26 protein-coding genes are annotated in these 25,949 nt (G+C 71.6%); 16 read left to right on the top strand and 10 right to left on the bottom strand.

Annotated features, from left to right (window positions below):
• Window positions 1-29 precede the first annotated feature (29 nt).
• From ACZ7OO_RS13190 to ACZ7OO_RS13180, 3 genes are read left to right on the top strand one after another with little or no spacing between them, the layout of a single operon-like run.
• Window positions 30-383: a histidine triad nucleotide-binding protein gene (locus ACZ7OO_RS13190; protein ID WP_352218852.1), complete on the top strand. Its 354-nt coding sequence runs from the start codon at window positions 30-32 to the stop codon at window positions 381-383.
• Between the two features lie 6 nt (window positions 384-389).
• Entirely contained in the window at window positions 390-1,295 is a 906-nt protein-coding gene (locus tag ACZ7OO_RS13185) for a ribonuclease Z (RefSeq protein WP_471504395.1), read from the top strand.
• Between the two features lie 20 nt (window positions 1,296-1,315).
• Window positions 1,316-2,308 carry an adenosine deaminase gene (locus tag ACZ7OO_RS13180; RefSeq protein WP_471504393.1) on the top strand — a complete coding sequence of 331 codons (993 nt, stop codon included), beginning with the start codon at window positions 1,316-1,318 and terminating at the stop codon, window positions 2,306-2,308.
• A gap of 8 nt (window positions 2,309-2,316) precedes the next feature.
• Here the strand turns inward: ACZ7OO_RS13180 and ACZ7OO_RS13175 are convergent, their stop codons facing one another.
• Window positions 2,317-3,534 (bottom strand): MFS transporter, encoded by a 1,218-nt coding sequence (locus tag ACZ7OO_RS13175; RefSeq protein WP_471504392.1) that lies wholly within the window; start codon window positions 3,532-3,534, stop codon window positions 2,317-2,319.
• Between the two features lie 306 nt (window positions 3,535-3,840).
• A complete protein-coding gene (locus ACZ7OO_RS13170; protein ID WP_471504391.1) occupies window positions 3,841-4,617 on the bottom strand; it encodes an IclR family transcriptional regulator in 777 nt (258 codons plus the stop codon).
• A 108-nt stretch (window positions 4,618-4,725) separates the two neighbouring features.
• On the opposite strand from ACZ7OO_RS13170, the gene ACZ7OO_RS13165 reads away from it, so the two are divergent.
• From ACZ7OO_RS13165 to ACZ7OO_RS13155, 3 genes are all read left to right on the top strand, one after another.
• Window positions 4,726-5,667 carry a 5-dehydro-4-deoxyglucarate dehydratase gene (locus ACZ7OO_RS13165; RefSeq protein WP_471504389.1) on the top strand — a complete coding sequence of 314 codons (942 nt, stop codon included), beginning with the start codon at window positions 4,726-4,728 and terminating at the stop codon, window positions 5,665-5,667.
• Window positions 5,664-6,953 carry a glucarate dehydratase family protein gene (locus tag ACZ7OO_RS13160; protein WP_471504388.1) on the top strand — a complete coding sequence of 430 codons (1,290 nt, stop codon included), beginning with the start codon at window positions 5,664-5,666 and terminating at the stop codon, window positions 6,951-6,953. The genes ACZ7OO_RS13165 and ACZ7OO_RS13160 overlap by 4 nt, the downstream gene beginning before the upstream one ends.
• Window positions 6,954-7,049: 96 nt before the next feature.
• A complete protein-coding gene (locus tag ACZ7OO_RS13155; protein ID WP_471504386.1) occupies window positions 7,050-8,225 on the top strand; it encodes a carbohydrate kinase family protein in 1,176 nt (391 codons plus the stop codon).
• Between the two features lie 244 nt (window positions 8,226-8,469).
• On the opposite strand, the gene ACZ7OO_RS13150 is transcribed toward ACZ7OO_RS13155, so the two are convergent.
• A complete protein-coding gene (locus ACZ7OO_RS13150; RefSeq protein ID WP_471504385.1) occupies window positions 8,470-9,159 on the bottom strand; it encodes an FAD binding domain-containing protein in 690 nt (229 codons plus the stop codon).
• A gap of 251 nt (window positions 9,160-9,410) precedes the next feature.
• On the opposite strand from ACZ7OO_RS13150, the gene ACZ7OO_RS13145 reads away from it, so the two are divergent.
• The 8 genes from ACZ7OO_RS13145 to ACZ7OO_RS13110 all read left to right on the top strand — a co-directional run bounded on the left by ACZ7OO_RS13145 (window position 9,411) and on the right by ACZ7OO_RS13110 (window position 17,197).
• A complete protein-coding gene (locus tag ACZ7OO_RS13145; RefSeq protein ID WP_471504383.1) occupies window positions 9,411-10,478 on the top strand; it encodes a PhoH family protein in 1,068 nt (355 codons plus the stop codon).
• Window positions 10,479-10,492: 14 nt separating this feature from the next.
• Window positions 10,493-10,990, top strand: a complete 498-nt coding sequence (ybeY, locus tag ACZ7OO_RS13140) for an rRNA maturation RNase YbeY (protein WP_351691360.1) — start codon at window positions 10,493-10,495, stop codon at window positions 10,988-10,990.
• Window positions 10,991-11,008: 18 nt separating this feature from the next.
• Window positions 11,009-12,310, top strand: a complete 1,302-nt coding sequence (locus ACZ7OO_RS13135; RefSeq protein WP_471504382.1) for a hemolysin family protein — start codon at window positions 11,009-11,011, stop codon at window positions 12,308-12,310.
• Window positions 12,307-12,666: an MmcQ/YjbR family DNA-binding protein gene (locus ACZ7OO_RS13130; protein WP_471504380.1), complete on the top strand. Its 360-nt coding sequence runs from the start codon at window positions 12,307-12,309 to the stop codon at window positions 12,664-12,666. Before ACZ7OO_RS13135 ends, ACZ7OO_RS13130 begins: the two co-directional genes overlap by 4 nt.
• A 482-nt stretch (window positions 12,667-13,148) precedes the next feature.
• Window positions 13,149-13,499 carry a cytidine deaminase gene (locus ACZ7OO_RS13125; RefSeq protein WP_471504379.1) on the top strand — a complete coding sequence of 117 codons (351 nt, stop codon included), beginning with the start codon at window positions 13,149-13,151 and terminating at the stop codon, window positions 13,497-13,499.
• 572 nt (window positions 13,500-14,071) lie between these two features.
• Window positions 14,072-14,539, top strand: coding sequence for a hypothetical protein (locus tag ACZ7OO_RS13120; protein WP_471504378.1), 468 nt, complete (start codon window positions 14,072-14,074; stop codon window positions 14,537-14,539).
• A gap of 154 nt (window positions 14,540-14,693) precedes the next feature.
• Window positions 14,694-16,028 carry a beta-xylosidase gene (locus ACZ7OO_RS13115; RefSeq protein WP_471504376.1) on the top strand — a complete coding sequence of 445 codons (1,335 nt, stop codon included), beginning with the start codon at window positions 14,694-14,696 and terminating at the stop codon, window positions 16,026-16,028.
• A gap of 110 nt (window positions 16,029-16,138) precedes the next feature.
• Complete coding sequence (locus tag ACZ7OO_RS13110; protein WP_471504374.1) at window positions 16,139-17,197, top strand: DUF916 domain-containing protein; 1,059 nt, start codon at window positions 16,139-16,141, stop codon at window positions 17,195-17,197.
• Here ACZ7OO_RS13110 and ACZ7OO_RS13105 read toward each other — a convergent pair.
• Entirely contained in the window at window positions 17,091-17,429 is a 339-nt protein-coding gene (locus tag ACZ7OO_RS13105; protein WP_471504372.1) for a P-II family nitrogen regulator, read from the bottom strand. The genes ACZ7OO_RS13110 and ACZ7OO_RS13105 overlap by 107 nt on opposite strands.
• Entirely contained in the window at window positions 17,426-18,736 is a 1,311-nt protein-coding gene (locus ACZ7OO_RS13100) for an ammonium transporter (protein ID WP_471504371.1), read from the bottom strand. The genes ACZ7OO_RS13105 and ACZ7OO_RS13100 overlap by 4 nt, the downstream gene beginning before the upstream one ends.
• 151 nt (window positions 18,737-18,887) lie before the next feature.
• Here ACZ7OO_RS13100 and era point away from each other — a divergent pair, with 151 nt between their 5' ends.
• Window positions 18,888-19,847, top strand: a complete 960-nt coding sequence (gene era, locus ACZ7OO_RS13095) for a GTPase Era (protein WP_471504369.1) — start codon at window positions 18,888-18,890, stop codon at window positions 19,845-19,847.
• A gap of 168 nt (window positions 19,848-20,015) precedes the next feature.
• Here era and ACZ7OO_RS13090 read toward each other — a convergent pair whose 3' ends face one another.
• Entirely contained in the window at window positions 20,016-20,864 is an 849-nt protein-coding gene (locus ACZ7OO_RS13090; protein ID WP_471504367.1) for a helix-turn-helix transcriptional regulator, read from the bottom strand.
• 130 nt (window positions 20,865-20,994) lie between these two features.
• Here ACZ7OO_RS13090 and ACZ7OO_RS13085 point away from each other — a divergent pair, with 130 nt between their 5' ends.
• The gene (locus ACZ7OO_RS13085) at window positions 20,995-21,852 is read left to right on the top strand and encodes an NAD-dependent epimerase/dehydratase family protein (protein WP_471504365.1); all 858 of its coding nucleotides are present in this window, start codon (window positions 20,995-20,997) and stop codon (window positions 21,850-21,852) included.
• Between the two features lie 13 nt (window positions 21,853-21,865).
• Here ACZ7OO_RS13085 and ACZ7OO_RS13080 read toward each other — a convergent pair whose 3' ends face one another.
• The 4 genes from ACZ7OO_RS13080 to ACZ7OO_RS13065 form a co-directional block, all read right to left on the bottom strand.
• Window positions 21,866-23,119 carry an MFS transporter gene (locus ACZ7OO_RS13080; protein ID WP_471504364.1) on the bottom strand — a complete coding sequence of 418 codons (1,254 nt, stop codon included), beginning with the start codon at window positions 23,117-23,119 and terminating at the stop codon, window positions 21,866-21,868.
• The gene (locus tag ACZ7OO_RS13075; protein ID WP_471504363.1) at window positions 23,116-24,456 is read right to left on the bottom strand and encodes a GH1 family beta-glucosidase; all 1,341 of its coding nucleotides are present in this window, start codon (window positions 24,454-24,456) and stop codon (window positions 23,116-23,118) included. The genes ACZ7OO_RS13080 and ACZ7OO_RS13075 overlap by 4 nt, the downstream gene beginning before the upstream one ends.
• A gap of 71 nt (window positions 24,457-24,527) precedes the next feature.
• The gene (locus ACZ7OO_RS13070) at window positions 24,528-24,794 is read right to left on the bottom strand and encodes a protealysin inhibitor emfourin (RefSeq protein ID WP_471504361.1); all 267 of its coding nucleotides are present in this window, start codon (window positions 24,792-24,794) and stop codon (window positions 24,528-24,530) included.
• 21 nt (window positions 24,795-24,815) lie between these two features.
• Complete coding sequence (locus ACZ7OO_RS13065) at window positions 24,816-25,877, bottom strand: M4 family metallopeptidase (RefSeq protein WP_471504360.1); 1,062 nt, start codon at window positions 25,875-25,877, stop codon at window positions 24,816-24,818.
• Window positions 25,878-25,949: the final 72 nt, after the last annotated feature.

Raw genomic sequence — 25,949 nt, 5'->3', positions numbered from 1 at the left:
GCGACACCGATCACCGCTGAGGAGACACCATGGCCGGGGAGCCCCGGGAGGACTGCCTGTTCTGCAAGATCGTCGCAGGCCACGTCCCCGCGACGATCGTCCGGGAGACCGACACAACCGTCGCCTTCCGGGACATAAACCCCCAGGCGCCCACCCACGTCCTGGTGATCCCCAAGGTCCACTACAAGGACGCGGCGGAGCTGGCCGAAGGCGAACCCACCATCGCCGCCGACCTACTGCGCGAGGCACAGGCCGTCGCCGACGAGGACAAGCTGGACAGCTACCGCATCGTCTTCAACACCGGCAGCGGCGCCGGCCAGACCGTCTGGCACACCCACGCGCACATCATCGGCGGCCGCGGCCTGCAGTGGCCGCCCGGATAGGTCGCCATGTCCGTCCGTGAACTGGTGGTCCTCGGCACCGCCAGCCAGGTTCCCACCCGGCACCGCAACCACAACGGCTATCTGCTGCGCTGGGACGGCGAGGGCCTCCTCTTCGACCCCGGCGAGGGCACCCAGCGGCAGATGCTGCGGGCCGGCGTCGCCGCGCACGACCTCAACCGGATCTGCGTCACCCACTTCCACGGCGACCACTGCCTCGGTCTCGCCGGGGTCATCCAGCGCATCAACCTCGACAAGGTCCCGCACCCCGTCACCGCGCACTACCCGAAGTCCGGCCGGCGCTTCTTCGACCGGCTCCGGTACGCCACCGCCTACCGCGAGACCGTCGGCATCACCGAGGCCCCGGTGGACGCGGACGGCGACCTCGCCGTCACCCCGTCGTACACGCTTCAGGCCAGGAAGCTGTCCCACCCGGTCGAGTCCTACGGCTACCGGCTCGTCGAGCCCGACGGCCGCCGCATGCTGCCCGAACGGCTCGCCGCGCACGGCATCGAGGGCCCGGACGTCGGCCGCCTCCAGCGCGACGGCGTCCTCGGGGACGTCATCCTCGACCAGGTCAGCGAGGTGCGACGCGGGCAGCGGTTCGCGTTCGTGATGGACACCCGCCTGTGCGACGGCGTGCACGCGCTCGCCGAGGGCTGCGACATGCTCGTCATCGAGTCCACGTTCCTCGACGAGGACGCCGGACTCGCAAAGGAGCACGGGCACCTGACCGCCGGACAGGCGGCGGCCGTCGCGCGGGACGCGGGAGTACGGCACCTCGTGCTCACCCACTTCAGCCAGCGCTACTCCGAACCCGACGACTTCGAGCGGCAGGCGCGGGACGCCGGATACGAGGGAGAGCTGACCGTGGCCCGTGATCTGCTCCGGGTGCCGGTTCCGAAGCGCAGGTGAAACGGCCGTACCATGCTTTGATGCCCCTCCCCAAAGCTGAACTGCACCTCCACATCGAAGGCACCCTGGAACCGGAGCTGGCGTTCCGGCTCGCCGCACGTAACCGCGTCGAGCTGCCGTACGCGGACACCGACGCCCTCCGCGAGGCCTACCGGTTCAAGGACCTCCAGTCCTTCCTGAACCTGTACTACGAGCTCATGACCGTCCTGCGCACCGAGCAGGACTTCGAGGACCTCGCCGACGCCTACCTGGCCCGGGCCGCGGCGCAGGGCGTACGGCACGCCGAGATCTTCTTCGACCCGCAGGCGCACATCGCCCGGGGCGTGCCCATGCGCACGGTCGTCGAGGGGCTGTGGCGGGCACTTGGCAGCAGCGCCGAGGACCACGGGATCTCCACCCGGCTGATCATGTGCTTCCTGCGGGACGAGTCCGCCGACTCGGCGCTGGAGACGCTGGAGGCCGCGCGGCCCCACCTCGACCGGATCACCGGGATCGGGCTGGACTCGGCCGAGGTCGGGCATCCGCCGGCCAAGTTCCGCGAGGTGTACGAGGCCGCCGCCGACCTCGGGCTGCGGCGCGTGGCACACGCCGGTGAGGAGGGGCCGCCCGCCTACATCACCGAGGCGCTGGACGTGCTCGGCGTGGAGCGCGTCGACCACGGGCTGCGCTGCATGGAGGACGCGGACCTGGTCGCCCGTCTGGTGCGGGAGCGGATCCCGCTGACGCTGTGCCCGCTGTCGAACGTGCGGCTCCGGGCGGTCGACGTGCTCGCCGAGCACCCGCTGCCGGCGATGCTCGACGCGGGCCTGCTGTGCACGGTCAACTCCGACGACCCCGCCTACTTCGGCGGTTACGCCGACGACAACTTCCGCGCGGTCGCCGACACCCTGGGCCTGTCCGAGGAGCGGCTGCGGGAGCTGGCCCGCAACTCCTTCCTCGCGTCCTTCCTGGAGGACGACGAGGAACTGCGGGCCCGGTACCTCGCCGAGGTGGACGCCTACGAGTTCGGCTAGGGCAGGCTTCAGGCGGCGACGTCCAGTTGCACCGTCTCCTCGGTGAGCGCCGGGTGGGTCGTGGTGACGGTGGTGGGCCTGCGCCGCAGCGCCACCGCCGTCAGCGGCACCGCGACCGCCAGCAGGCCCACCGCCAGGACCGTCCCCATCGCCGGGAAACCGGCCCGGGCAGCCAGCAGGCTGCCGGTCATCGGGCCGACGGCCGTCCCCAGCGACGACGCCGAGCCGACCAGCACCGCCCAGCGGCCCCGCGGGTCCAGCGAGGCGGCCAGGCCGATGACGTACGACAGGACGACCGGGTAGAGCAGGTTCCAGGCGATCTCGCCGGACGCGAACGTCGTCAGGTCCGTGGCGGACGCGCTGAGAGCGATACAGCCTGCGATCAGTACGGTGCCGAGACCGATCGGCAGGGCCTGCCCGAGCCGTGGACCGAGCGCGCCCGCCCCGACCACGCCCAGCAGACCGGCGCCGAGCGCCACCGCGAAAACCACGCCGACCGTCACCTCGCCGAGATGCGCCTGCGTCAGGCCGATCCGGCCGCTCACGCCCCACAGCGAGTTCTGCGCGGCCGACCAGCACGGCATCGCGGCGGCCAGCAGCAGCCCCGGGCGGAGGTGCGGGAGCCGGGAGCCGGTCGCGGTGCGGGGGAGGGCCGGGGTGGTACGGGGGGACAGCCGGGCGGTGAGCGGCCACACCGCCAGCGCGGTGAGCGCGATCGCGGCGAGGGGCTGCGCATGGCCGGGGCCGAGGTGCGGGACCGTCAGATAGACGGCACCCGCGAGGGCGGAGACGCCGAGCAGGCCGAGGGTGGTGGTGCGGTGCGGGTCCCCCCACGCTCGAACACCCTCGCGCGAGGGGACCCCCATCCCGGCGATGCCGGTGGCGGCGACGGCGGTGACCGTGCCGGAGCCGAAGCCGCCGACGGCCGCGCCGGCCACGACCGCCGGGACGTGGGTGGTGAGGGCGGCGCCGCCGTAGCCGAGGACGGCCAGGAGGAGGCCGGCGCGGGCGAGGGTGCGGGGGCCGATGAGGTCCACGCGCGACGCCAGCAGGAAGCCGGCAGCCGCGGAACTCAGCAGCAGGACACTGCCGATGGCGCCTGCCTGGGTGGCGGAGACGGGGAGCCCCGATTCGAGCCTGCCGACGGTGGTCGGGAGCAGGTACGGGGCGAGATACCCGGCCGTGAAAAGGGCGACGAGGGGCCAGGGGGTGGTGCGGGCGAACACGGGCGTTCCCAGGGCGTGCGAAAGAAGCGACGGAAGAAGGGCGTTGGGCGCAGGCCGTCGACGGACAGGAACGCGCGGGGAACTTGTATCAAGTGGGGGAGGGCGGAAGAAGAGCGGGGGGTGTGATGTGGGTCATGTTGGGTTTTGGGGGCGAGGGGAGGGGTAAAAGCGCCGCGCGCCGTGGGGGTCAGATGCGGTGGCGAGCGCGGGTGAGTGGGGCCTTGTCGCGCTGTTCCTCGCGTCCCTCGGGCCGACTGCCGAGCCGCATGTCGACAGGCGCCCGCCTCTGGAAGAAGACGAGCCCGGTCAGCGCCAGTTGACCGTGCCGCCCGTCGGCGCTGATTCGATGCGGGTTCGGATGTCGTGCATCACCGTGACGATCCGGTCCTCGTGCTCCGCCGTCAGACGTGCCACCGGCACCGAGCAGCTGATCGCGTCCTGGGCCGGGCTGTCGTAGCGCAGGGCGAAGCCGAAGCCGATGATGCCCACGACGCCCTCCTCGCGGTCGATCGAGTAGCCGCGGCCGCGGATCTCGGCGAGGTCGGCGGTGAGGGACTCGCGGGTGGTGTGGGAATTGGGGGTCAGGGGATCGTACGGGCCCTCGGGAAGGTCTTCGGCGGGGCGTTCCGCGAGGAGTGCCTTGCCCAGTGCGCCCGCATGGGCCGGCAGCCGTCGGCCCACCCTGCTGAGGGTGCGCAGGTATTCGTGTGACTCCCGCGTAGCCAGGTACGCCACGTTCCGGCCGTCCAGGCGGCCCAGATGGATCGTCTCGCCCAGCGCCTGCGACGCCTCGTCCAGGTAGGGGCGCACCAGGCGGACGCGCGGGTCTGAGTCCAGGTAGTTCGTGCCGGTCAGCAGGGTGCGGATGCCGACGCCGTAGAGGGAGCCGGTCGTGTCGGTGCGCACCCAGCCCCTTGCGATCAGCGTCCGGAGCAGGGCGTACATCGAGCTGCGCGGGACGCCGAGTTCGTCCGCCAGTTCCTGGAGGCGGGCCGGGCGGTCGCCGCGGGCCGCGAGCAGCTCCAGCAGCTCCACCGTGCGCGCCGCGGACTTCACCTCACGGACGCCTGCTGTCTCGGACATGTGCAGATCGTAAGGGGGCGAGGCGGTGTGCGCCGTTGACGGAGGGTGTTCGCATATCTAGTCTTTGTTTTTATACGTGGATGATGTCTACATGGGGAGATGAATTCGGTGACCGGACAGCCGGAGGGCGTGGTGCGGAGGCTGCGGGACGGAATGACGGGCGGGGTGCTGTCGTTCCCGCTCACCGCCTTTCACGCCGACGGGTCCCTGGACGTGGACGGATTCCGGGAGTACGTCGGCGAGCAGCTGGCCGCCCGGCCCGGTGCCCTCTTCCCGGCCTGCGGGACAGGGGAGTTCTTCTCGCTGGACGAGGACGAGTACCGACAGGTCGTGGCCGTCGCAGTCGAGGAGGCGGGTGGGCGGGTGCCTGTCGTCGCCGGGGTGGGGTACGGCTGGGCGCAGGCCGTGCGGTTCGCCCGTGTCGCCGAGGAGGCCGGGGCCGACGCCCTGCTCGTGCTGCCGCACTACCTCGTCGCCGCCCCGCAGAACGGACTGGTCGCCCAGCTGGAGCAGATCGCGGCCCGGACGTCCCGTCCGCTCATCGCCTACCAGCGCGGGCAGGTCGCCTACACGGCCGACTCGCTGACGCGGATCGCCCGAATCCCCGGCGTCATCGGGCTCAAGGACGGGCACAGCGACCTCGACCGGCTCCAGCGGCTCACCCTCGCCGCCCCGGAGGGCTTCCTCTTCTTCAACGGCGCCGCCACCGCCGAGATCCAGGCCCGCGCCTACGCCACCGTCGGCGTCCCCGCCTACTCCTCCGCCGTGCACGCCTTCGCCCCCGAGATCGCCGACGCCTTCTTCGATGCGCTGGGCGCCGGCGACCACGGCACGGTCGACAAGCTGCTGCGCGACTTCTATGTGCCGTTCGTCGAACTCCGTGACCGCGTCCCCGGATACGCCGTGTCCCTCGTCAAGGCGGCGGCCCGGCTGCGCGGCCGCCCCGTCGGCCCGGTCCGCGCCCCGCTCACCGACCCCTCGGCCGCCGATCTCGCCGACCTCAGGGCCCTGCTGACCGCCGGACTCGACCTCGTAGGAGCCTCCCTGTGAACCTCACGATCACGGACGTCCGCCTCACGCCGATCCTGGTCGCCGACCCGCCGCTGCTGAACACGCAGGGTGTCCACCAGCCGTACACGCCCCGGCTGATCGTGGAGGTGGTGACCGCCGACGGGGTGGTCGGGATCGGCGAGACCTACGGCGACACCAAGTACCTGGAGCTGGCCCGGCCGTTCGCCGAGAAGCTGCGGGGCCGGCCGGCCAGTGATCTGAACGGGCTGTTCACCGTGGCCGACGAGGTCGCCGTGGACGCGGCCCGGGTCTCCGGGCAGGTCGACGTGGGCGGCCTGCGCGGTGTCCAGACCGCCGACAAGCTGCGGCTGTCCGTGGTCTCCGGCTTCGAGGTCGCCTGCCTGGACGCCCTCGGCAAGGCGCTCGGGCTGCCCGTGCACGCCCTGCTCGGCGGGAAGGTGCGCGACTTGGTCGAGTACAGCGCGTACCTGTTCTACAAGTGGGCCGCGCACCCGGAGGGCGTGCCGGCGGAGCCGGACGGCTGGGGGGCCGCGCTCGACCCGGCCGGGGTCGTCGCGCAGGCCCGCCGCTTCACGGAGCGGTACGGCTTCACCTCCTTCAAGCTCAAGGGCGGGGTCTTCCCGCCCGCGGAGGAGATCGCGGCCGTACGGGCGCTGGCGGAGGCGTTCCCCGGACATCCGCTGCGCCTCGACCCCAACGGCGCCTGGTCCGTCGAGACCTCCCTGAAGGTCGCGAAGGAACTCGGGGACGTCCTCGAATATTTGGAGGACCCGGCGCTCGGCACACCGGCCATGGCCGAGGTCGCGGCGGCCACCGACGTGCCGCTCGCGACCAACATGTGCGTGACGACCTTCGGCGAGATCCCGGAGGCGTTCAACCGCGGTGCCGTCCAGGTCGTCCTCTCCGACCACCACTACTGGGGCGGGCTGCGCAACACCCAGCAACTGGCCGCCGTCTGCCGCACCTTCGGCGTCGGCGTCTCCATGCACTCCAACACCCATCTCGGGATCAGCCTGGCCGCGATGACCCAGGTGGCCGCGACCGTCCCGAACCTCCACCACGCCTGCGACTCCCACTACCCCTGGCAGTCCGAGGACGTCCTCACCGAACGGCTCGTCTTCGAGGACGGCCGGGTCACCGTCACCGACGCGCCGGGCCTGGGCGTCGAACTCGACCGGGACCGACTGCGGACGCTGCACCAGCGGTGGCTGGACGACGACGGAACGCTCCGCGACCGCGACGACGCGGCCGCGATGCGGGTGGCCGAGCCGGGGTGGACGACACCAGCCGTGCCGCGCTGGTAGCGACGCTCGTTCAGGCGGTCGTACGGCGAGAGCCGCCGCCGCTGTCACGACATGGTGCAGACTGGCCGGATCCGCACCACGTCCAGGGAGCGCACCGTGACCGCGTCCAACGCGTTCGCCGGAGAGGAACCCGAGTACCTCGACGACGACAGGGGAGCAACAACACCGCACTGCGCGGCGCAGGTCGACCCGCTGGCCGGCCTGCGCACGCCGGACGATCCGCCCTGGGACGTCTACCTCACCGGCACCGTCTTCCTCGACATCATCTTCACCGGCCTGCACTCCGCCCCCGTCCGCGGCACCGAGTCCTGGGCCCGGGGCATGGGATCCAGCCCCGGCGGCATCGCCAACATGGCCACCGCCCTCGCCCGGCTCGGCCTGAAGACCTCCCTCGCGGCGGCCTTCGGCGACGACCACTACGGCGAGTACTGCTGGGACGCCCTCGAACAGGGCGAGGGCATCGACCTCTCCCCGTCGCGGACCGTACGCGGCTGGCACTCGCCGGTCACCGTGTCCATGGCGTACGAAGGCGAGCGGACCATGGTCTCGCACGGCCACGAGCCGCCCGCCGACACCCTGTTCCGGCAGCAGAACGCCCCCGGGCACCCGGCGCACGCGCGTGCCGCCGTCGCCTCCCTCACGCCCGGCAAACGCAACCCCTGGATCGCCAAGGCCGCCGCCGAGGGCACCCGGATCTTCGCCGACGTGGGCTGGGACGAAACCGGCGCGTGGGACCTGGCGGGGCTCGCCGATCTCGAACACTGCGAGGCGTTCCTGCCGAACGCGGAGGAGGCGCGGCGGTACACCGGCGCCGACTGCCCGCGGGCCGCGGCCCATGCCCTCGCCGAGTGCGTTCCGCTCGCCGTCGTCACCCTCGGGGCGGAGGGGGCCTACGCGGTCGACGGGCGGACCGGCGAGTCCGCGGAGGTCCCGGCGATCGCCGTGGAGGCCCTCGACCCGACCGGCGCGGGCGATGTCTTCGTCGCCGGGTTCGTCACCGGCACCCTTGCGGACTGGCCGCTGGCCGACCGCCTCGCCTTCGCGGGCCTCACGGCAGCGCTCTCCGTCCAGGAATTCGGCGGCTCCCTGTCCGCGCCCGGCTGGTCGGAGATCGGGGCGTGGTGGCGGAAGGTCCAGTCGGTGGAGGGCCAGGACCCGGCGGCGCTGCGACGGTACGCGTTTCTGGAGGGGCTGGTGCCGGAGGAGGACCAGGTGAGGCCGTGGCCCCTGCGGAGGGCAGTACCGACGATCGGCTTCGGCCGGACGGCGTGACGATCAAGGGTGCGGGTGCGGGTGCCGGTGCGTGGGGGCTGGGGCGGGGGTTTCGCTTACGGCGCCGGCCCGGTGCCGCTGCGCCCACCCTTCCTCACTCTCGGCTTCGCTCGAGCGGGGGGACCCCCATCGCCCCAGCGGCACGACTGCCCGCAGCTGCGCAGCTGACGCGACCACGGTGCCCGTCAGGGGCGCGGGGAACCGCGCGACCAGCCCCGCTCGGCCGCACCCGCACAACCGGCCGTCACCTACCCCCGAGCACCCCCGCAACCTGCTCCCGCACCAGCTCCCGCCCCGCCGCCGACACCCCCGACAACGCCCCCGCAAGCAGCTCCTCCACCCCGGCCCCGGCCTCCGCGAGACCACTGCTCACCAGGTATCCCTCCCGTACCGCGACCCTCAGTCCACCCTCCGTGTCCACCGCGGCGGCGACAATCGTCGGCACCTCGCCGCCGGCCGGATCCGCCACCTTCGTGTACGCCCCCTTCACCGGCTCCCGCCAGCGCAGCGCCAGCAGCACCGGCGCCTTGGCCGCCAGCTCGGACAGGTCCACTTCGTCCACCCCGTCCGCCGTGAGCACCTGCGCCCTCGCGTCCAGCACGAGCGCCGCCGGCAGCAGATCCCGCAGACTCGACCCGGCGATGTTCCCGCCCACCGTCGCCGTCCGGCGCACCGCCCCCGTGCCGACCCCCTTCGCCGCCTTCCGCAGCACCTCCGGAACCCGGTCGTCCACCTGGTGCAGAAGCACCGCACCCCCCAGCACGCCCTCCCCGATCACCGTCGCCTCCGGCACCTTCCGCAGGGACACCGCCTGTTCCGGGAAGCCGTCCCGCTGCCAGGCGGCCCATACGAGGGTCGCACCGCCGACGGGTATCGCCCCCTCGGCCAGACATTCCCGGGCCTCGGACACCGACGTGGGCAGACGCAGCAGCACGGCTACCTGCTTTCTGGACGGACAGGTGGCGCGGAGCGGACGCGGCCCCCCGACCACGCATGGCAGTGACGGCCCGGATTCTGCCCAGGCCTGCCGGAGCGCATGCAGGGCTCACGGCCGCACCGGGGGCGCCTTTCGCTGTGAAAAGGCCTACGGCGCTGTCAGTCCCGCGTCGTACTCTTGGTATCGCGAGGCCGCCCTCAGCTACGCGGCCCTGAAGAGGAGGAACCGCAGGCCTTAAGCGCCGGCCCATGACTCAGACACCCACAGCTCACACTCCCGCGCAGCAGCAGGCCCGAGCCCAGATCGAGGTTCCCGCCCAGCACCCGATGGTCACCGTGCTGGGATCCGGCGACTCCCTGCTGCGCGTGATCGAGAAGGCCTTCCCGGCGGCCGACATCCATGTCCGGGGCAATGAGATCAGCGCGGTCGGCGATGCCCGTGAGGTCGCCCTCATCCAGCGCATGTTCGACGAGATGATGCTGGTGCTCCGCACCGGGCAGCCGATGACGGAGGACGCAGTGGAACGCTCGATCGCCATGCTGCGGGCGAGCGAGAACGGGGAGGGCCCGGAGGAGACCCCGGCCCAGGTTCTGACACAGAACATCCTGTCCTCGCGCGGCCGCACCATCCGCCCCAAGACCCTCAACCAGAAGCGGTACGTCGACGCGATCGACAAGCACACCATCGTGTTCGGCATCGGACCCGCCGGTACCGGCAAGACCTACCTGGCCATGGCCAAGGCGGTGCAGGCCCTGCAGTCCAAGCAGGTCAACCGCATCATCCTGACCCGGCCGGCGGTCGAGGCGGGCGAGCGGCTCGGCTTCCTGCCGGGCACGCTCTACGAGAAGATCGACCCCTACCTGCGGCCGCTGTACGACGCGCTGCACGACATGCTCGACCCGGACTCGATCCCGCGGCTGATGGCGGCCGGGACGATCGAGGTGGCGCCGCTGGCGTACATGCGTGGCCGTACGCTCAACGACGCCTTCATCATTCTCGACGAGGCCCAGAACACCTCGCCCGAGCAGATGAAGATGTTCCTCACCCGGCTCGGCTTCGAGTCGAAGATCGTGATCACGGGTGACATCACCCAGGTCGACCTGCCCAACGGGACGAAGTCCGGTCTGCGCCAGGTGCAGGACATCCTGGAGGGCGTGGAGGACGTGCACTTCTCCCGGCTCTCGTCCCACGATGTCGTACGGCACAAGCTGGTGGGCCGTATCGTCGACGCGTACGAGCAGTACGACAGCGAGCACGGCACGGAGAACGGCACGCACCAGGGCGGCCGCTCGAAGTCCGGGCACAAGGGGAAGTAGACAAGCACAGCGCCATGTCGATCGACGTCAACAACGAGTCCGGAACCGAGGTCGACGAGCAGGCGATCCTCGACATCGCCCGCTACGCCCTCGCACGGATGCGCATCCACCCGCTCTCCGAGCTCTCGGTGATCGTCGTGGACGCCGACGCCATGGAGCAGCTGCACATCCAGTGGATGGACCTGCCCGGGCCGACCGATGTCATGTCCTTCCCGATGGACGAGCTGCGGCCGCCGTCGAAGGACGAGGACGAGCCGCCGCAGGGGCTGCTCGGCGACATCGTGCTCTGCCCGGAGGTCGCCGCCAAGCAGGGGGCCGAGGCCGACACCCAGCACTCCATGGACGAGGAGCTCCAGCTGCTCACCGTCCATGGAGTGCTGCACCTGCTCGGCTACGACCACGAGGAGCCCGACGAGAAGGCCGAGATGTTCGGTCTGCAGGCGGCCATCGTGGACGGCTGGCGGGGGGAGAAGGGCCTGACCGGCCCCTCGCCGGCGCCGACGGTCTCCTAGCCGGGTGGTCGTCCTCATATGAGTCCGCAGATCGTCGCCGGAGCGATCGCGCTGGTCGTCGTGGCGTGGCTGGCCGCTTGCGCCGAGGCCGGTATCGCCCGCGTCTCCAGCTTCCGCGCCGAGGAGGCCGTGAAGTCCGGGCGGCGCGGCAGCGCCAAGCTCGCCCAGATCGCCGCCGATCCCACCCGCTACCTCAATGTGGCGCTGCTGGTCCGCGTCGCCTGCGAGATGGCCGCCGCGGCCCTGGTCACCTATGCCTGCCTCCAGGCGATCCCGGCCACCTGGGAGGCGCTGCTCGCCGCGATCGGCGTGATGGTGCTCGTGTCGTACGTCGCCGTCGGTGTCTCCCCGCGCACCATCGGCCGCCAGCACCCGCTGAACACGGCGACGGCCGCCGCGTACATCCTGCTGCCGCTGGCCAGGATCATGGGCCCGATCCCGTACCTGCTGATCCTCATCGGCAACGCCCTCACCCCCGGCAAGGGCTTCCGGCGCGGCCCGTTCGCCTCCGAGGCCGAACTGCGCGCCCTGGTCGACCTCGCCGAGAAGGAGTCGCTGATCGAGGACGACGAGCGCCGGATGGTGCACTCGGTCTTCGAGCTCGGCGACACCCTCGTCCGCGAGGTCATGGTCCCGCGCACGGACCTGGTGGTCATCGAGCGGTACAAGACCATCCGCCAGGCCCTCACCCTCGCCCTGCGCTCGGGATTCTCGCGCATCCCCGTCACCGGGGAGAGCGAGGACGACATAGTCGGCATCGTGTATCTCAAGGACCTGGTCCGCAAGACGCACATCAGCCGGGACGCCGAGTCCGACCTGGTCTCCACCGCCATGCGGCCCGCGTTCTTCGTGCCCGACACCAAGAACGCCGGCGACCTGCTGCGCGAGATGCAGAAGGAACGCAACCACGTCGCCGTCGTCATCGACGAGTACGGCGGCACGGCCGGGATCGTCACCATCGAGGACATCCTCGAGGAGATCGTCGGCGAGATCACCGACGAGTACGACCGTGAGCTCCCGCCCGTCACCGACCTCGGCGACGACCGCCACCGGGTCACCGCCCGCCTCGACATCACCGACCTCGGCGAGCTGTACGGCCTGGACGAGTACGACGACGAGGACGTGGAGACCGTCGGCGGACTGCTCGCCAAGGCGCTCGGCCGGGTGCCCATCGCGGGCGCCTCCGCCCAGGTGGAACTCCCCGACGGCCGCAGGCTGGCCCTGACCGCCGAGGCCGCCGCCGGACGCCGGAACAAGATCGTGACGGTGCTGGTGGAGCCGGTGCCGGCGCCCGACGACCCCGAGGACGAGCCCGAGTGACCCCTGACCGGCTCCGCGCCTTCTGCCTCTCCTTCAACGCGGCCGAGGAGGACTTCCCCTTCGGCCCGGACGCCTCGGTCTTCAAGGTGCTGGGCAAGATGTTCGGCCTGAGCCGCCTGGGCGCCCGCCCGTTGACGATCAACCTCAAGTGCAACCCGGAGGACGCGATCCGCCTCCGCACCGACCACGAGGGCCTGATCATCCCCGGCTACCACATGAACAAGCGCCACTGGAACACCGTGACCGTGGACGGTGATCTTCCCGACCGCCTGGTGAAAGACCTGATCGAGGACTCGTACGACCTGGTCGTGGCCGGCCTGCCGAGAGCGGAGCGGCTGCGGCTGGACCGGGCGTGACCCGCTGCGGCGGATCAGTGGGACATGCCGTTCGGCACGGTGGAGTCACTGGGCGCCCATCGACGTGTGCCACTGCCCACGGGACAGGTGGCACACACCATCGGGCGTCATACGGACGCTCGCACCGAGCAACGGCAACGCCCCTTCGGCGTTGAGTCGGTTGCGGATGCGTTCCAGGACTGCCCAGAGCTTTTGCGGGCCGCTCTGGTGAACTTCCGGCGGGTCGATCCACTCGGCGGACGGCCCGCGCCCATAGCGCCACCGTGCACACGATCCGGTCGTACGAGCCGGGTACGTGGTCGGTGGCATCGGCCGTGACCATCTTGGGATGGAAGCCCATGGTCGCCAGCCGCTCGCACGGTGCTCGCGGGCGGGTGCTGCACACGGCCGGCCGGAGTCAGATCGTCCAGAGCCTTGACTGACTCCGTCCGACGGCGGGGCGGGCAGGGAGGCTTCTCCGGGGTGTTCGTATGCTTCGGGGCATGACCGAGAGCAGTGCGCTTGATCCTGAGGACCGCAAGATCGTCACCCTGGCCCGTTCGGCCCGGGCCCGTAACGGGGTGCCCGAGGGGGCGGCCGTGCGGGACTCGACGGGGCGGACGTATGTGGCCGGGACGGTGGAGCTGGCCTCGCTGAAGCTGAGCGCGCTGCGGACGGCGGTGGCGATGGCGGTGGCGTCGGGGGCGGAGTCGCTGGAGGCGGCCGCGGTCGTGAGCGGGGCGGAAGGGGTTGACGCCGGGGACCTGGCCGCGGTGCGGGACCTTGGGGGGCCGGGGACGCCGGTGCTGCTGGCGGGGCCGGACGGAGAGGTACGGCTCACCGTCTCCGCCTAGCTTTCCCGACCGCCCATGCGCCTCGCTCCGCTGCGGAGCGAGGCGTTGGTTGACTCCGTCGGGGGAGGGGGCGGGGTCGGTTGACTCGGGTGGGCGGGGGTGCGTCGACGGGTGCGGCGCCGTCGTGGTCGCTCGCGCAGTTCCGCGCGCCCCTTTCGGGGCGCCTGTGGTCGCGTGCGTTGCGGCGGTGCCCTCGAAAAGCACCCCCGCTGGTGCCACCTGAAGGGGCGCGGGGAACTGCGCGCTCAGCCCCCACGCACCCGCACCCGCCCTCCGGCCAACCCCGCTCCCTCTCGTCCCAGGGGGCGCGGGGAACTGCGCGCTCGGCCCCCGCTCGGCCGTACCGCACCGCTGCCGCCACCACCCCCTCGGCCCCGCGTCGCAGACAGTCGGCCGGAATTCAACTTTGTCGGTCTGTTTCTCTCGCGTATCAATGGGACGTAGGTTCCGACGGACCGTCAGATCTGGGCGGGCGTCAGATCCGGCGCCCCGCGGTGTGACCGCATCCACCCGGACCGGGGTCGCCATCCCCACATGGCATTCCCACGTAACGGGAAGGGAGCCCGATCTCCATGAAACGCTTGACCACCGGTGCGGCACTCGCGGCGGGGGCCCTCGCCGCCACGGCGCTGGCCTTCGCCCCCTCGGCCGCCGCCGTCACCCCGACCACCGCCACCGTCACCGCCAGCTGCGGCATCTTCGGCGGTGGCGCGGCCACCCTCACCGCGACCCAGAGCGGTACCTCGGCCACCCTCACGCTCACCTCCACCGCGATCACCACCCCGCTCGCCCTGTCGGCGAACTCCATCGCCTCCACGCTCACCATGGCCAACTCCACCGGCGGCAACGTCGTCTTCAGCGGCACCGTGAACCCGGCCATGGCCGCCGGCAGCCCCGTCACCGTAGGCCCGCTGCCCGGTACCGTCGCCTCCGGCGACAGCCTCGACTTCCACGGCGGCTCGCTGAAGATGGTCATCTTCGGCGTCACCGTCACCTGTACGTCCAGCGCCGCCCAGTCCCCGGGCCCGTTCGTCTTCTGAGTCCGCTGACGGGTTCGTTCCGGATGCCGCAGAAGCTGATGAACCGTCAGGTTTCTGCGGCATCTCCATTGACTTCTCACGCGCCCTCCACATCAATGGCCCCCTGTCGGCGCAGAGGAGCCGCTGCGCCCGCAACCCTCAGGAGGGGGCATCCATGGGTTCACCCCCAAGATCACGAAGATCCCGACGGTGGCGCTGGATCTCACTGTTCGGGGCGACCGCGCTCGCGGTCACGACGGGGGGCGCGCTGGCCTGTCCGGCCGGTGCCGCCGGGACGAACGTCGACTTCGCCACGCACTGCATCCCGCCCGCCGTCGCGGGCCTCCCGCCGATCGACGGCACCACCACCGCGAGCATCTCGGTGGACGACACCACCCCTAAGGTCGGCGACACGGTCACCGTGACCTACACCGTGGTCACGCCCGCCGCCAACAACCCCACCGCCCTCGCCCTGCCGGCCGACATCATGACGCCGACCGGGAAGGTGACGCTGGGCGGCGCGCAGACCGGGGCCGTCACGGTCACCGGGCCGAAGAAGAACGACCCGGTGCCCGGCCACGGCACCTTCCCGTCGTTCTCCATGACCGGGACCTTCACGGTCACCTCGCCAGGTGCCATCACCCTCTCGCCCGGTGACTACAACATCCACACCAGCTACATCCTGGAGCTGGACACCCCCTGCACGGTCACCAACCCGCCCGCCCCGGTGTCGGAGACCGTCACGGCGACCGACTCGACCCCGGTCAACAACCGTGCCATCAGCCTCGACAAGGCCTCCGGGAACCCCGGTGACAGTGTCACCGTCAGCGGGCAGAACTTCACACCCGGCGCGACCGTCACGCTCGCCGGACGGTCCGGGAGCAGCCAGACCGCGGACACGGCGACCGCGACCGCGGGCTCCGACGGTTCCTTCAGCGCCCCGATCACCGTGAACGACAAGACGACGACCGGGATCGTGGCCTACGAGGGGAGTGCGTGGAGCGACACGTCGGGGGCCGGTCCTGCCGCCTACGCCGTCAACGACACCACGCCCGTGCCGGACGGGAGCCAGAAGCTGACGACCACCGTCAAGGCGGGGACGCTGTCCATGTCCCAGGCCGGGGACTCCGTCGCGCTGTCGGCGGTCGACTTCGGGCAGGGCGGCGCGTCGACCGGCGCGCTGCAGACGGTCACCGTCAAGGACTTCCGTGGCGGACCGGCCGGCTGGTCGCTCACCGGCAAGGTCACCGACTTCACCGGTCCCGGCGCCAAGATCGGCGCCGGGAAGCTCAGCTGGACCCCGTCCTGTGCGACCAAGGCGGGCAGCCCGAGCACCTGTGCGGCCGGTTCCGCGGGCGCCGTCGGCGGTTCCGGAGCGACCCTCGCGTCGACCCCGGACTCCACCGTCACCGGCGGTGAGTTCACGGTCGGCGCCGGACTCTCCCTGGACGTACCGGCGTTCACCCCTCCGGGGTCGTACTCCGGAGTCCTCACCCTGACGCTCACCTGAGCCAACTCCCCTGTGGCGACCGGGCTTTCGTCCATGAAGGTCTTTCACCGAAGGCCTTCAGGAAAGACCCGGTCGCCACCCGAACCGCTTCCGACCGGGGGTCCGCACCCATGCGTCGCGTCAAGCCGTACGCCCTCCTCCTGAGCCTGCTCCTCGGACTCCTCTGCACGGCAACTCCCGCGCACGCCGCCGACAACGGCAGCTGGTCCGTCTACCCGGTCGCCTCCAAGATCGCGGCGCGGCCGTACTTCTATCTCTCCCTCGACCCCGGGCAGACGATCACCGACAAGGTGGCCGTCGCCAACAAGACCGGCCAACCGCTCACCTTCCGGCTGTACGCGGCCGACGCCTACAACACCGCGCGCGACGGCGGGTTCGCCGTCCGGACGTTGAAGGAGCGGATGCGGGGGGTGGGGGCCTGGGCGAGGATCGCGAAGACGCGGGTCACCGTGCCACCGCACAGGACGGTCGCCGTTCCCTTCACCCTGCGGGTGCCCCAGGGCGCCGAACCCGGTGACCATCCCGGGGCGATCGTGGCGCTGGACGAACGAGTCGATCCGGGGGCGGGCGCCCTCGCACTCGGTGTGCAGCGGGCCGTCGGCGCCCGGGTCTATCTGCGGGTGAGCGGGCCGACGCTCCCGGCCGTCGCCGTCGAGAACGTGCACCTCACCCACCACCAGCCGCTGATGCCCGGCCTCGGAGACAGCACGGCGACCGTCTCCTACACCCTGCACAACACGGGGAACGTGACGTTGAACCCCAAGGTGCGGCTGCGGGCCGAGGGGCTCTTCGGCCGTACGCTGCTCGCCCGCGACCTCACCCGGATCCCCTCCGAGCTGCTGCCGGGGGAGCGCGTGCGGCTCACCGCGCCCTGGCGCGACGCGCCCCAACTCGACTGGGGGGACCTGACGTTGACGGCCAGTGCGACCGGCACCAAGGAGTCGGCGAGTACGTCGTTCCTCGCGCTGCCATGGCTGGTGGTGGGGCTGGCCTTCGCCGCCGGGGTGGCGGGCGGTGTGCTGTTCGCCCGTGCGCGCCGGGGCCGCGGTCTGCCGCGGCTGCTCAGAGGGCGTCGGGGCCGCGTTCGCCCGTCCGCACCCGTACGACCGTCTCCACCGGCACCGCCCACACCTTCCCGTCCCCGATCTTCCCCGTCCGCGCGGCCCTGACGATCGCCTCGATAGCCGGCTCGGAGTCGGCGTCCTCGACGACGACCTCGATACGGACCTTGGGGACCAGGTCGACCTGGTACTCGGCACCGCGGTACACCTCGGTGTGGCCGCGCTGCCGGCCGTACCCGCTGGCCTCGGTCACGGTCAGGCCGTGCACCCCGATCTCATGGAGGGCGGACTTCACCGCCTCGAGACGGTAGGGCTTGACGATCGCGGTGATGAGCTTCATGGGTGGGTCTTGACCTTCTGGGCGGAGGGGAGGACGGACGCGCCGACCGGGGCGCCATGGCCGAGGACCCCGTGATCGTAAGCGGTCTCGGCGTGCACCGTAAGGTCCAGTCCGGTGTACTCCTGCTCCTCGCTCGCCCGGAAGCCCAGCGTCCTGTCCAGCAGCCTGCCGAGGCCGTACGTCACCGCGAACGCGTACGCCGCCACGGCCACGACCGCCACCGCCTGCCTGCCGAGCTGGGCGAGGCCGCCGCCGTAGAGGAGGCCCTCGGCGCCGCCGGTCATGGCCTTCTCCGCGAACAGGCCGATGAGGAGGGTGCCGATGACACCGCCGACCAGGTGGACGCCGACGACGTCGAGCGAGTCGTCGTAGTTCAGCCTGAACTTCCAGGAGACCGCGTACGAGCAGACCACGCCCGCGGCGAGCCCGATGACCAGCGCGCCGAGCAGCGAGACCGAGCCGCAGGACGGGGTGATGGCGACCAGGCCGGCGACGGCGCCGGAGGCGGCGCCCAGGGTGGTCGGGTGGCCGTCGCGCTTCTGCTCGACGAAGAGCCAGCCCAGCAGGCCCGTGCAGCCGGCGGCCATGGTATTGAGGAAGGCGGCGGCCGCGAGACCGTTGGCGCCGAGCGCGCTGCCCGCGTTGAAGCCGAACCAGCCGAACCAGAGCAGACCGGCGCCCAGGATCACCATCGGGAGGTTGTGCGGACGCATCGCGTCCTTCTTGAAGCCGAGCCGCGGGCCGAGGACCAGGCAGAGCGCCAGCCCGGAGGCGCCGGAGGTGATCTCGACGGGCAGGCCGCCCGCGAAGTCCAGGGCGCCGAGGCCGTGCAGGATCCAGCCACCCGGGCCCCACACCCAGTGCGCCACCGGAACGTATACGAGCAGCGCCCACACCGGCACGAACACCAGCCACGCCCCGAACTTCGCCCGGTCCGCGACCGCACCGCTGATCAGCGCAGCCGTGATGATCGCGAAGGTGAGCTGGAAGGTGGCGAAGAGGAGAGTGGGGACCGTGCCCTGGACGCTGTCCGGGCCGAGCCCGTGCATCCCGGCGTGCTCGAGTCCGCCGACGAGCCCCGCCCCGGCGTCCGAGCCGAAGGCCAGCGAGTAGCCGCCCGCCAGCCACACCACCGTCACCAGCGCGATCGACACGAAGCTCATCATCAGCATGTTGAGGACGCTCTTCGTACGGACCATGCCCCCGTAGAACAGGGCCAGGCCCGGGGTCATCAGCAGGACCAGGGCGGTGGCGGCGAGCAGCCAGGCGGTGTCGCCGGTGTCGGCGTGCGCGGCGGCGAGGATCACGGGCGTCTCCAACGTCGTGGGGGCTCGTCAGAGGTTCACCGGAACGCGTTTCCGGTCGCATACGGCTGTGTTTCCGTGACGTTTCGTTGCCTCGGGGTTACCGAAATCTCACGGTGCGGCGGGGTGTCGTGGATCAGGGAGAATGGGGGTCATGAGCGTTCGCAGCCAGTCAACCGAGCCGTCGGAATCGTCGGAGGCCGTCCACCGGGCGGGCTTCGCCTGTTTCGTCGGGCGCCCCAACGCGGGCAAGTCCACCCTCACGAACGCTCTGGTCGGGCAGAAGGTGGCGATCACCGCGAACCAGCCGCAGACCACGCGGCACACCGTACGCGGCATCGTGCACCGGCCGGACGCCCAGCTGATCCTGGTCGACACCCCCGGCCTGCACAAGCCGCGCACCCTGCTCGGCGAGCGCCTCAACGACGTGGTCCGCACCACCTGGGCCGAGGTCGACGTGATCGGCTTCTGCCTGCCGGCGAACGAGAAGCTCGGCCCCGGTGACCGCTTCATCGCCAAGGAGCTGGCCGGGATCCGCAAGACCCCGAAGATCGCGATCGTCACCAAGACCGACCTGGTCGACTCCAAGACCCTCGCCGAGCAGCTCATCGCCATCGACCAGCTGGGCAAGGAGCTGGGCTTCGAATGGGCGGAGATCGTGCCGGTGTCGGCGGTCGGTGACAAGCAGGTGAGCCTGCTGGCCGACCTGATCGTGCCGCTGCTGCCGGAGGGGCCGGCCCTCTATCCGGAGGGCGACCTCACGGACGAGCCCGAGCAGGTCATGATCGCGGAACTCATCCGCGAGGCCGCGCTCGAAGGCGTCCGCGACGAGCTGCCGCACTCCATCGCCGTCGTGGTCGAGGAGATGCTCCCCCGCCCGGACCGCCCCGCCGACAAGCCTCTTCTCGACATCCACGCCAACCTCTTCATCGAACGCCCCAGCCAGAAGGGCATCATCATCGGCCCCCAGGGCAAGCGCCTGAAGGAGGTCGGCATCAAGAGCCGCAAGCAGATCGAGGCGCTGCTCGGCACCCCGGTCTTCCTCGACCTGCACGTGAAGGTCGCGAAGGACTGGCAGCGGGACCCGAAGCAGTTGCGGCGGCTGGGGTTCTGAGGGGGCGGGGCGCGCCGGCCGCGCGGCGGCAGCCGCATGGTGATGCAGCCTCGACCTGCACGTGAAGGTCGCGAAGGACTGGCAGCGGGACCCGAAGCAGCTGCGGCGGCTGGGGTTCTGAGGGGGCGGGGGGCTGCGCCGGGGCGTCCGGGAAAGGTACCTGGTGGGTCAACTGCGGGTCGGGGTCATGTCCTGCAGGCCCACCACCCGTAGCAGTCGCAGGCGTTCGTGGGACTCCGTGCCCGGGCGGGCCGTGTGGACGACGAGTTGCTGGTGGGTGTCGGCGTTGAGGAGGACCTCGCAGTCCAGTTCCAGGAGGCCGACCGTGGGGTGCAGGAAGCGCTTGGTGGTCGCGCGCCGTACCGACACCTCGTGTTCGGCCCAGAGGCGGGCGAACTCGTCGCTGCCTGCGAGGAGTTCGGCGACGAGGGCGGCGGGGACCGGGTCGGTGGGGCGGGCCGCGGCCACCGCCCGGAGGTTGGCGACGTGGTCCCGGGTGTGCGCCGGGCGGTCCTCCAGCGGGAACAGGTCGCGGGTCGCCGGGTCGAGGAAGTAGCGGCGCAGCAGGTTGCGTTCGCGCGGCGGGCGGGCCAGGACGTCACCGCTCAGCGCCCGCGACAGCGCGTTCTGGGCCAGGACCTCGCCGTAGTCGGTCGCAACCAGCGCCGGGGTGTCGTGCAGTCGGTCCAGGACCAGCAGCAGACCCGGGCGGACGTGCGTGGAGGCCGCCTCCCGGCGTGGGGGTTCCTCGCCGGCCAGGTGGAACAGGTGGTCGCGTTCGTCCTCCGTCAGGCGCAGCGCGCGGGCGAGTGCCGTCAGCATCTGGCGGGACGGGCGTGGGCCCCGGGACTGTTCGAGGCGCGTGTAGTAGTCGGCCGACATGCCTGCCAGCGACGCCACCTCCTCGCGGCGCAGGCCCGAGGTGCGGCGCCGGGCACCGGGGGTCAGGCCCACGTCGGCGGGGTCCAGGCGGGTGCGGGCGCGGCGCAGGAAGTCGGCCAGTTCGGGGCGGTTCACCCCTCCAGGGTGGCCCGGGCCGCCCGGCTTATCCAGGGACTGCCGGTCCCCTGATCGGGAGGTCTCTCCCGGCCCTCTCCGAGGAGGCCGAGGCTGGTGGCACCAGAGCGAAGGAACGAAGGAGAAGACCGTGATCACTCTTGTCACCGGTACGACCGGGCAGGTCGGACGGCGGTTCGTGCCGCGGCTGCTCACCCAGACCCGGCCGGGGGAGGGGGTACGGGTGCTGGTGCGGGACGCGGCCCGTGGGGAGCCGTTCGCCGAGCTGGGCGCCGAGGTCGTCGTCGGCGACCTGCGGGACGAGGAGGCGCTCGGCAAGGCCGTCGCCGGGGCGGACGCGGTCGTGAACGTCGCGGCCTCTTTCCGCGGAGTACCCGACGAGGAGGCCTGGGCCGTCAACCGGGACGCGGCGGTGGCCCTGGGGCGGGCCGCGGTGTCCGCCGGCGTACGACGGTTCGTGCAGGTCAGCACCGGGCTCGTGTACGGCACCGGGCGCGGCCGCCCGCTGACCGAGGACGACGAGAGCCGGCCCGGCGGTGAGATGTGGGGCGCCTACCCGGAGGCCAAGGCGGTCGCCGAGCGTGAGCTGCTCGCGCTGGAGGGCGGCATGGAGGTGCGGATCGGGCGGCTGCCCTTCGTCTACGGCGAAGGAGACCCCCACCTCGTCAACGTCCTGCGCTGGTCCGCGAACTGGGCGCCCACCCAGCGGCTCCAGATGGGCCACCACGCCGATGTCGCGCAGGGGCTGATGCGTCTGCTGTACGCACCGGCGGTGAACGGTCCGGTCCACAACATCGCCGACGACGCCCCCGTCACGACCGTGGAGCTGTACCAGCTCAACGGCGTCGAGGTGCCCGCGGACCTGCACACCCGCACCGACCGCGACCCCTGGTTCGGGATCATGTCGACGCAGAAGATCCGCCGGGACCTCGGCTTCCGGCCGATCTACCCGAGCGTCTGGGCCGCCCGGGACGCCGGCGCCCTCTAGCCGACTCGATGCCCTAGTCGACGCCCCTGATCCGCCCCACCAGCCCCGCCCCCGCCAGCCCGATCACCGCCGCCGCCAGGTAGAGCACCCGGTAGCCGCCCAGGTAGGTCACGATCGGCGCGGCGAGGGCGGGCGCCGCGACCTGGGGCAGGGCGTTGGCCACGTTGATGACGCCGAGGTCCTTGCCACGGTCCAGGGCCTTCGGCAGGACGTCCGTCATCAGGGCGAAGTCGACCGAGGTGAACACACCGAAGCCGATGCCCAGGAAGGCCGCCGCGACGATCGCCCCCGGCCAGGTCTGCCACGCCGACAGCAGCGCCGTCGCCGCCGCCATCAGCATGCCCGACCAGACCACGAACGGCTTGCGCCGGCCCACCCGGTCCGACCAGACCCCGCCGACCACGACCGTCGCCATCAGCGTCAGCCCGTTCACCGCCGTCAGGATCAGTACGCCCTGGTCGGGGTCGTGGTAGTGGAGGCGGTCGCGCAGGTAGTACAGCAAGTACAGCAGCACCAGCGCGTTGCTCAGGTTGATCAGGAAGCGGGTCAGCCAGGCCCAGCCGAGGTCGGGATGGCGGCGCGGGCTCAGCCAGAAGCCGGCCAAAAAGCCCCGCCGGGACCAGGCCGGCCGGTCCTCCGGCGCCAGCCGCAGATCCGGGTGGCGGAGCACGTACGGCAGCACGCCGACCGCCGTGAACACCGCGCACGCCGCATAGCCCGCCCCAATGCCCCCGGCGGCCGTCGCCAGCCCCGTGCCGCCGACCACCCCGAGGATCTGCGCCGCCCCCAGCCAGCCGCCCACCGAACCCCGCTGGCGCCGCGGCACCCGGTCCGGCACCGCGGCCGTCACCGCCGCGAACGCCGCGTTCAGCGTCAGCTGGACCAGACACCAGCCCAGCATCATCGTCCACATGCCACCGGCGACCGCGAGGAGCAGCAGCGACAGCGCCCCGCCCGCCGTGCCGGCGACGATCCACGGCGTACGGCGGCCCCAGCGGGACGTCGTACGGTCCGACAGCGCGCCGAAGACCGGGTTCGCCGCCAGCGACACCACCGCGCCGACGCCCGTCACCCACGCCAGCATCGTCTCCTTCGACATCCCGGAGCCGGGCGCGAAGTCCTTGGCCTGGGAGGCGAGGAGAATCTGGAGGGGGCCGTACCAGCCCACCCAGATCGCTCCGTTGGCGAGGGAGAGCGCCGACGTCCAGCCGCGGCCGACCTTCTCGGCCGGTTCCGCCAGGGCGGCCGGCGACCGCGTCGTCGTCATCTCTGTGCCCGGCGTCTCTGCGCCCGGAGCAGGTCCCGGAACCAGCCGTACGACGACTTCGGCGTCCGCGCCTGGGTGTCGTAGTCCACGTGGACCAGGCCGAAGCGGCGCGCGTACCCCTCCGCCCACTCGAAGTTGTCCAGCAGCGACCAGACGAAGTAGCCGCGCACGTCCACCCCGGCCTCGACCGCCCGGTGCAGCGCGCGGATGTGGCCGTCGAGGTAGGCGATGCGGTCCTGGTCGTCGACGCCCTCGTAAGAGCAGCCGTTCTCGGTGATGACGATCGGCGGGAGCCGGTCGCCGTAGCGGTCCCGGAAGCCGGTGAGGAGTTCCGTCAGGCCCTCCGGGACCACCGGCCAGCCGAAGTCCGTCACCGGGACGTCCTCGATGTCCTGGACGGAGAAGGGGAGTTCGGCGGGGAGGGTGAGTCCGCCGAACTCGATCTCGGCGCCCTGCGGGGCGGCCACCTTCGTCGGGGCGTAGTAGTTGACGCCGTACCAGTCGAGCGGCTCGGCGATCACCTTCAGGTCCGCGGCGACATCGCCCGGCATCAGGTCGCCCATGCCCTCCGGGTACTCGCCCAGCAGGACCGGCTCCGCGAACAGGCGGTTGAGGAGGAGGTCGTAGAAGCCGGCCGCCTCCAGGTCCGGCTGCTCCTGGGAGGCCGGCCAGGTGGGGCCATGGGAGTTGGCGATGCCGATGTCGGCGGCGCCGGCCGCGCGCAGTGCCCGTACGGCCAGACCGTGGGCGAGGAGCTGGTGGTGGGCGGCCGGGAGCGCGTCGAACATCAGCTGCTCGCCGGGGGCGTGGGCGCCCAGGGCATGGCCGAACAGGGTGTGCTCGGCGGGCTCGTTGAGAGTGATCCACTTCTGCACCCGGTCGCCGAGCCGGTCCGCGACCGTCGAGACGTGGTCGGCGAAGCGCGCGGCGGTGTCCCGGTCCAGCCAGCCGCCCTTCTCTTGGAGGGCTACCGGCAGGTCCCAGTGGAAGAGGGTCGGGATTGGCCGTACGCCCGCCGCGCACAGTTCGTCCACCAGCCGGTCGTAGAAGTCCAGGCCGCCCTCGGAGCGCACCCTCGGCCAGGAGACCGAGAAGCGGTACGCGTCCACGCCGAGGCCGGCCAGCAGGGCCACGTCCTCGCGGTAGCGGTGGTAGTGGTCGCAGGCCACCGCCGCCGTCGAGCCGTCCTTGACACGGCCCGGCTCGGCCGAGAACACGTCCCACACGGAGGGCTCGCGCTCGTCGGCCGCGCCCTCGATCTGGTGGGCCGAGGTCGACACACCCCAGAGGAAGCCGTCGGGGAACCGGGGTATCGGATGGACCGCGTCAGTCGCCATGGCCGGGATCATCCTTACCACCGGTAACGGAAGTCAACGTCCGGACGTGAACTACCCTTTACCGGAGCCGTTTAGGCGCCCTCCTTCAACACCCGTGAGATCAGCTCGCGTTGCTCGGACGTCAGCTGCGGATCGGCCGCGTACACCGTCCGCCCGTCCACCGTGATCCGGTACGCGAACCCGTCCGGCACCCCGGGCGGCGGCGTGCCCCGGCCGGCCGCGAGCGCGTGCTCGGCCAGGGCCTGCCACTCGTGGGCGTCCGGCCGCCCCGAGGTGTCCACCTCGGCCCTCCGCTCGATGCCCGCGAACCCGCCCGTACGCCTCACCTGAATACGCATGGGTCCCTGTGTAGTACGGGGTCAGCCGGTCTGCACACCCACCTGGGCCCACGCCTTGAGGACCGCCTCGATCTCCTCGCCCTCCTCGAAGCGGGCCTTGGCCGCCGCCACGGTGAGCTTCGCGAAGTCCGTGAAGCGGGCGTCCGACCGCAGTTCGCCGCCGGTGAGCACGTCGTACCAGATCCGCCCGGCCCGCTCCCAGGCGTTGCCGCCGAGGGCGGTGGCGAGGAGGTAGAAGGCGTGGTTGGGGATGCCGGAGTTGATGTGGACGCCGCCGTTGTCCCGGTTGGTCCTCACGTACTCCGCCATGGTCGCGGGCTGCGGGTCCTTGCCGAGACGGGGGTCGTCGTACGCCGTGCCCGGGGCCTTCATCGAGCGCAGGGCCACGCCGTGCACGCCCGGGGCGAGCAGGCCCTCGCCGATCAGCCAGTCCGCCTGGTCGGCGGTGTGGCCGAGGGAGTGCTGCTTGATGAGCGAGCCGAAGACATCCGAGACCGACTCGTTGAGGGCGCCGGACTGGCCGTAGTACTCCAGGTTGGCGGTGTACTGGGTGACGCCGTGGGTGAGCTCGTGCCCGATGACGTCGACGGAGCTGGTGAAGTCGGTGAAGATCTGCCCGTCGCCGTCGCCGAACACCATCTGCTCGCCGTTCCAGAAGGCGTTGTCGTAGTCGACGTCGTAGTGCACGGTCGCGTCGAGCGGCAGCCCCTCGCCGTCGATGGAGTCCCGCTCGTACGCCTTCAGGTACAGGTCGAAGGTGGCGCCGAGGCCGGCGTAGGCGCGGTTGACACCGGCGTCCTGGCCGGGCTCGGAGCCCTCGTCGCGGACCTTGGTGCCGGGCAGGTCGGTGCCGTGCCCGGCGTCGTAGATCGTGCGGTGCGGGGTGCCGGTGGCGGCGGCGGCCGGGGCGACGGCGCCGCGGACCGTGGTGATCCGGCGGCGGGTGCGCTGCGCGGCGTCCTGCTGCAGGGTGCGCAGGGCGGCGTCGGCGAGCGGCCGGTCCTCGTGGGTGGCGAGGTGGTCGAGGATATGCGGCGGCACGATCGTGCAGAAGACGGGCCTGTAGCCCCCGTTGGTCGTCATGGACCGCACGATTGCACCGTGTTAGCGCTGTGTCACTAGGTGCAACCATGATTGGTGAAATATGGGGATGCT

The organism is Streptomyces sp. NPDC111744 (assembly GCF_055634995.1).
This window is presented reverse-complemented; position numbering and strand designations above follow the sequence as displayed.

Bases quoted from the DNA above. Each gene is read 5' to 3' on its own strand.
- ACZ7OO_RS13190 (WP_352218852.1), top strand. From the start codon at position 30: ATGGCCGGGGAGCCCCGGGAGGACTGCCTGTTCTGCAAGATCGTCGCA.
- ACZ7OO_RS13185 (WP_471504395.1), top strand. From the start codon at position 390: ATGTCCGTCCGTGAACTGGTGGTCCTCGGCACCGCCAGCCAGGTTCCC.
- ACZ7OO_RS13180 (WP_471504393.1), top strand. From the start codon at position 1,316: ATGCCCCTCCCCAAAGCTGAACTGCACCTCCACATCGAAGGCACCCTG.
- ACZ7OO_RS13170 (WP_471504391.1), bottom strand. From the start codon at position 4,617: ATGTCCGAGACAGCAGGCGTCCGTGAGGTGAAGTCCGCGGCGCGCACG.
- ACZ7OO_RS13145 (WP_471504383.1), top strand. From the start codon at position 9,411: ATGACTCAGACACCCACAGCTCACACTCCCGCGCAGCAGCAGGCCCGA.
- ybeY (WP_351691360.1), top strand. From the start codon at position 10,493: ATGTCGATCGACGTCAACAACGAGTCCGGAACCGAGGTCGACGAGCAG.
- ACZ7OO_RS13135 (WP_471504382.1), top strand. From the start codon at position 11,009: ATGAGTCCGCAGATCGTCGCCGGAGCGATCGCGCTGGTCGTCGTGGCG.
- ACZ7OO_RS13125 (WP_471504379.1), top strand. From the start codon at position 13,149: ATGACCGAGAGCAGTGCGCTTGATCCTGAGGACCGCAAGATCGTCACC.
- ACZ7OO_RS13120 (WP_471504378.1), top strand. From the start codon at position 14,072: ATGAAACGCTTGACCACCGGTGCGGCACTCGCGGCGGGGGCCCTCGCC.
- ACZ7OO_RS13115 (WP_471504376.1), top strand. From the start codon at position 14,694: ATGGGTTCACCCCCAAGATCACGAAGATCCCGACGGTGGCGCTGGATC.
- ACZ7OO_RS13110 (WP_471504374.1), top strand. From the start codon at position 16,139: ATGCGTCGCGTCAAGCCGTACGCCCTCCTCCTGAGCCTGCTCCTCGGA.
- ACZ7OO_RS13105 (WP_471504372.1), bottom strand. From the start codon at position 17,429: ATGAAGCTCATCACCGCGATCGTCAAGCCCTACCGTCTCGAGGCGGTG.
- era (WP_471504369.1), top strand. From the start codon at position 18,888: ATGAGCGTTCGCAGCCAGTCAACCGAGCCGTCGGAATCGTCGGAGGCC.
- ACZ7OO_RS13080 (WP_471504364.1), bottom strand. From the start codon at position 23,119: ATGACGACGACGCGGTCGCCGGCCGCCCTGGCGGAACCGGCCGAGAAG.
- ACZ7OO_RS13075 (WP_471504363.1), bottom strand. From the start codon at position 24,456: ATGGCGACTGACGCGGTCCATCCGATACCCCGGTTCCCCGACGGCTTC.
- ACZ7OO_RS13070 (WP_471504361.1), bottom strand. From the start codon at position 24,794: ATGCGTATTCAGGTGAGGCGTACGGGCGGGTTCGCGGGCATCGAGCGG.
- ACZ7OO_RS13065 (WP_471504360.1), bottom strand. From the start codon at position 25,877: ATGACGACCAACGGGGGCTACAGGCCCGTCTTCTGCACGATCGTGCCG.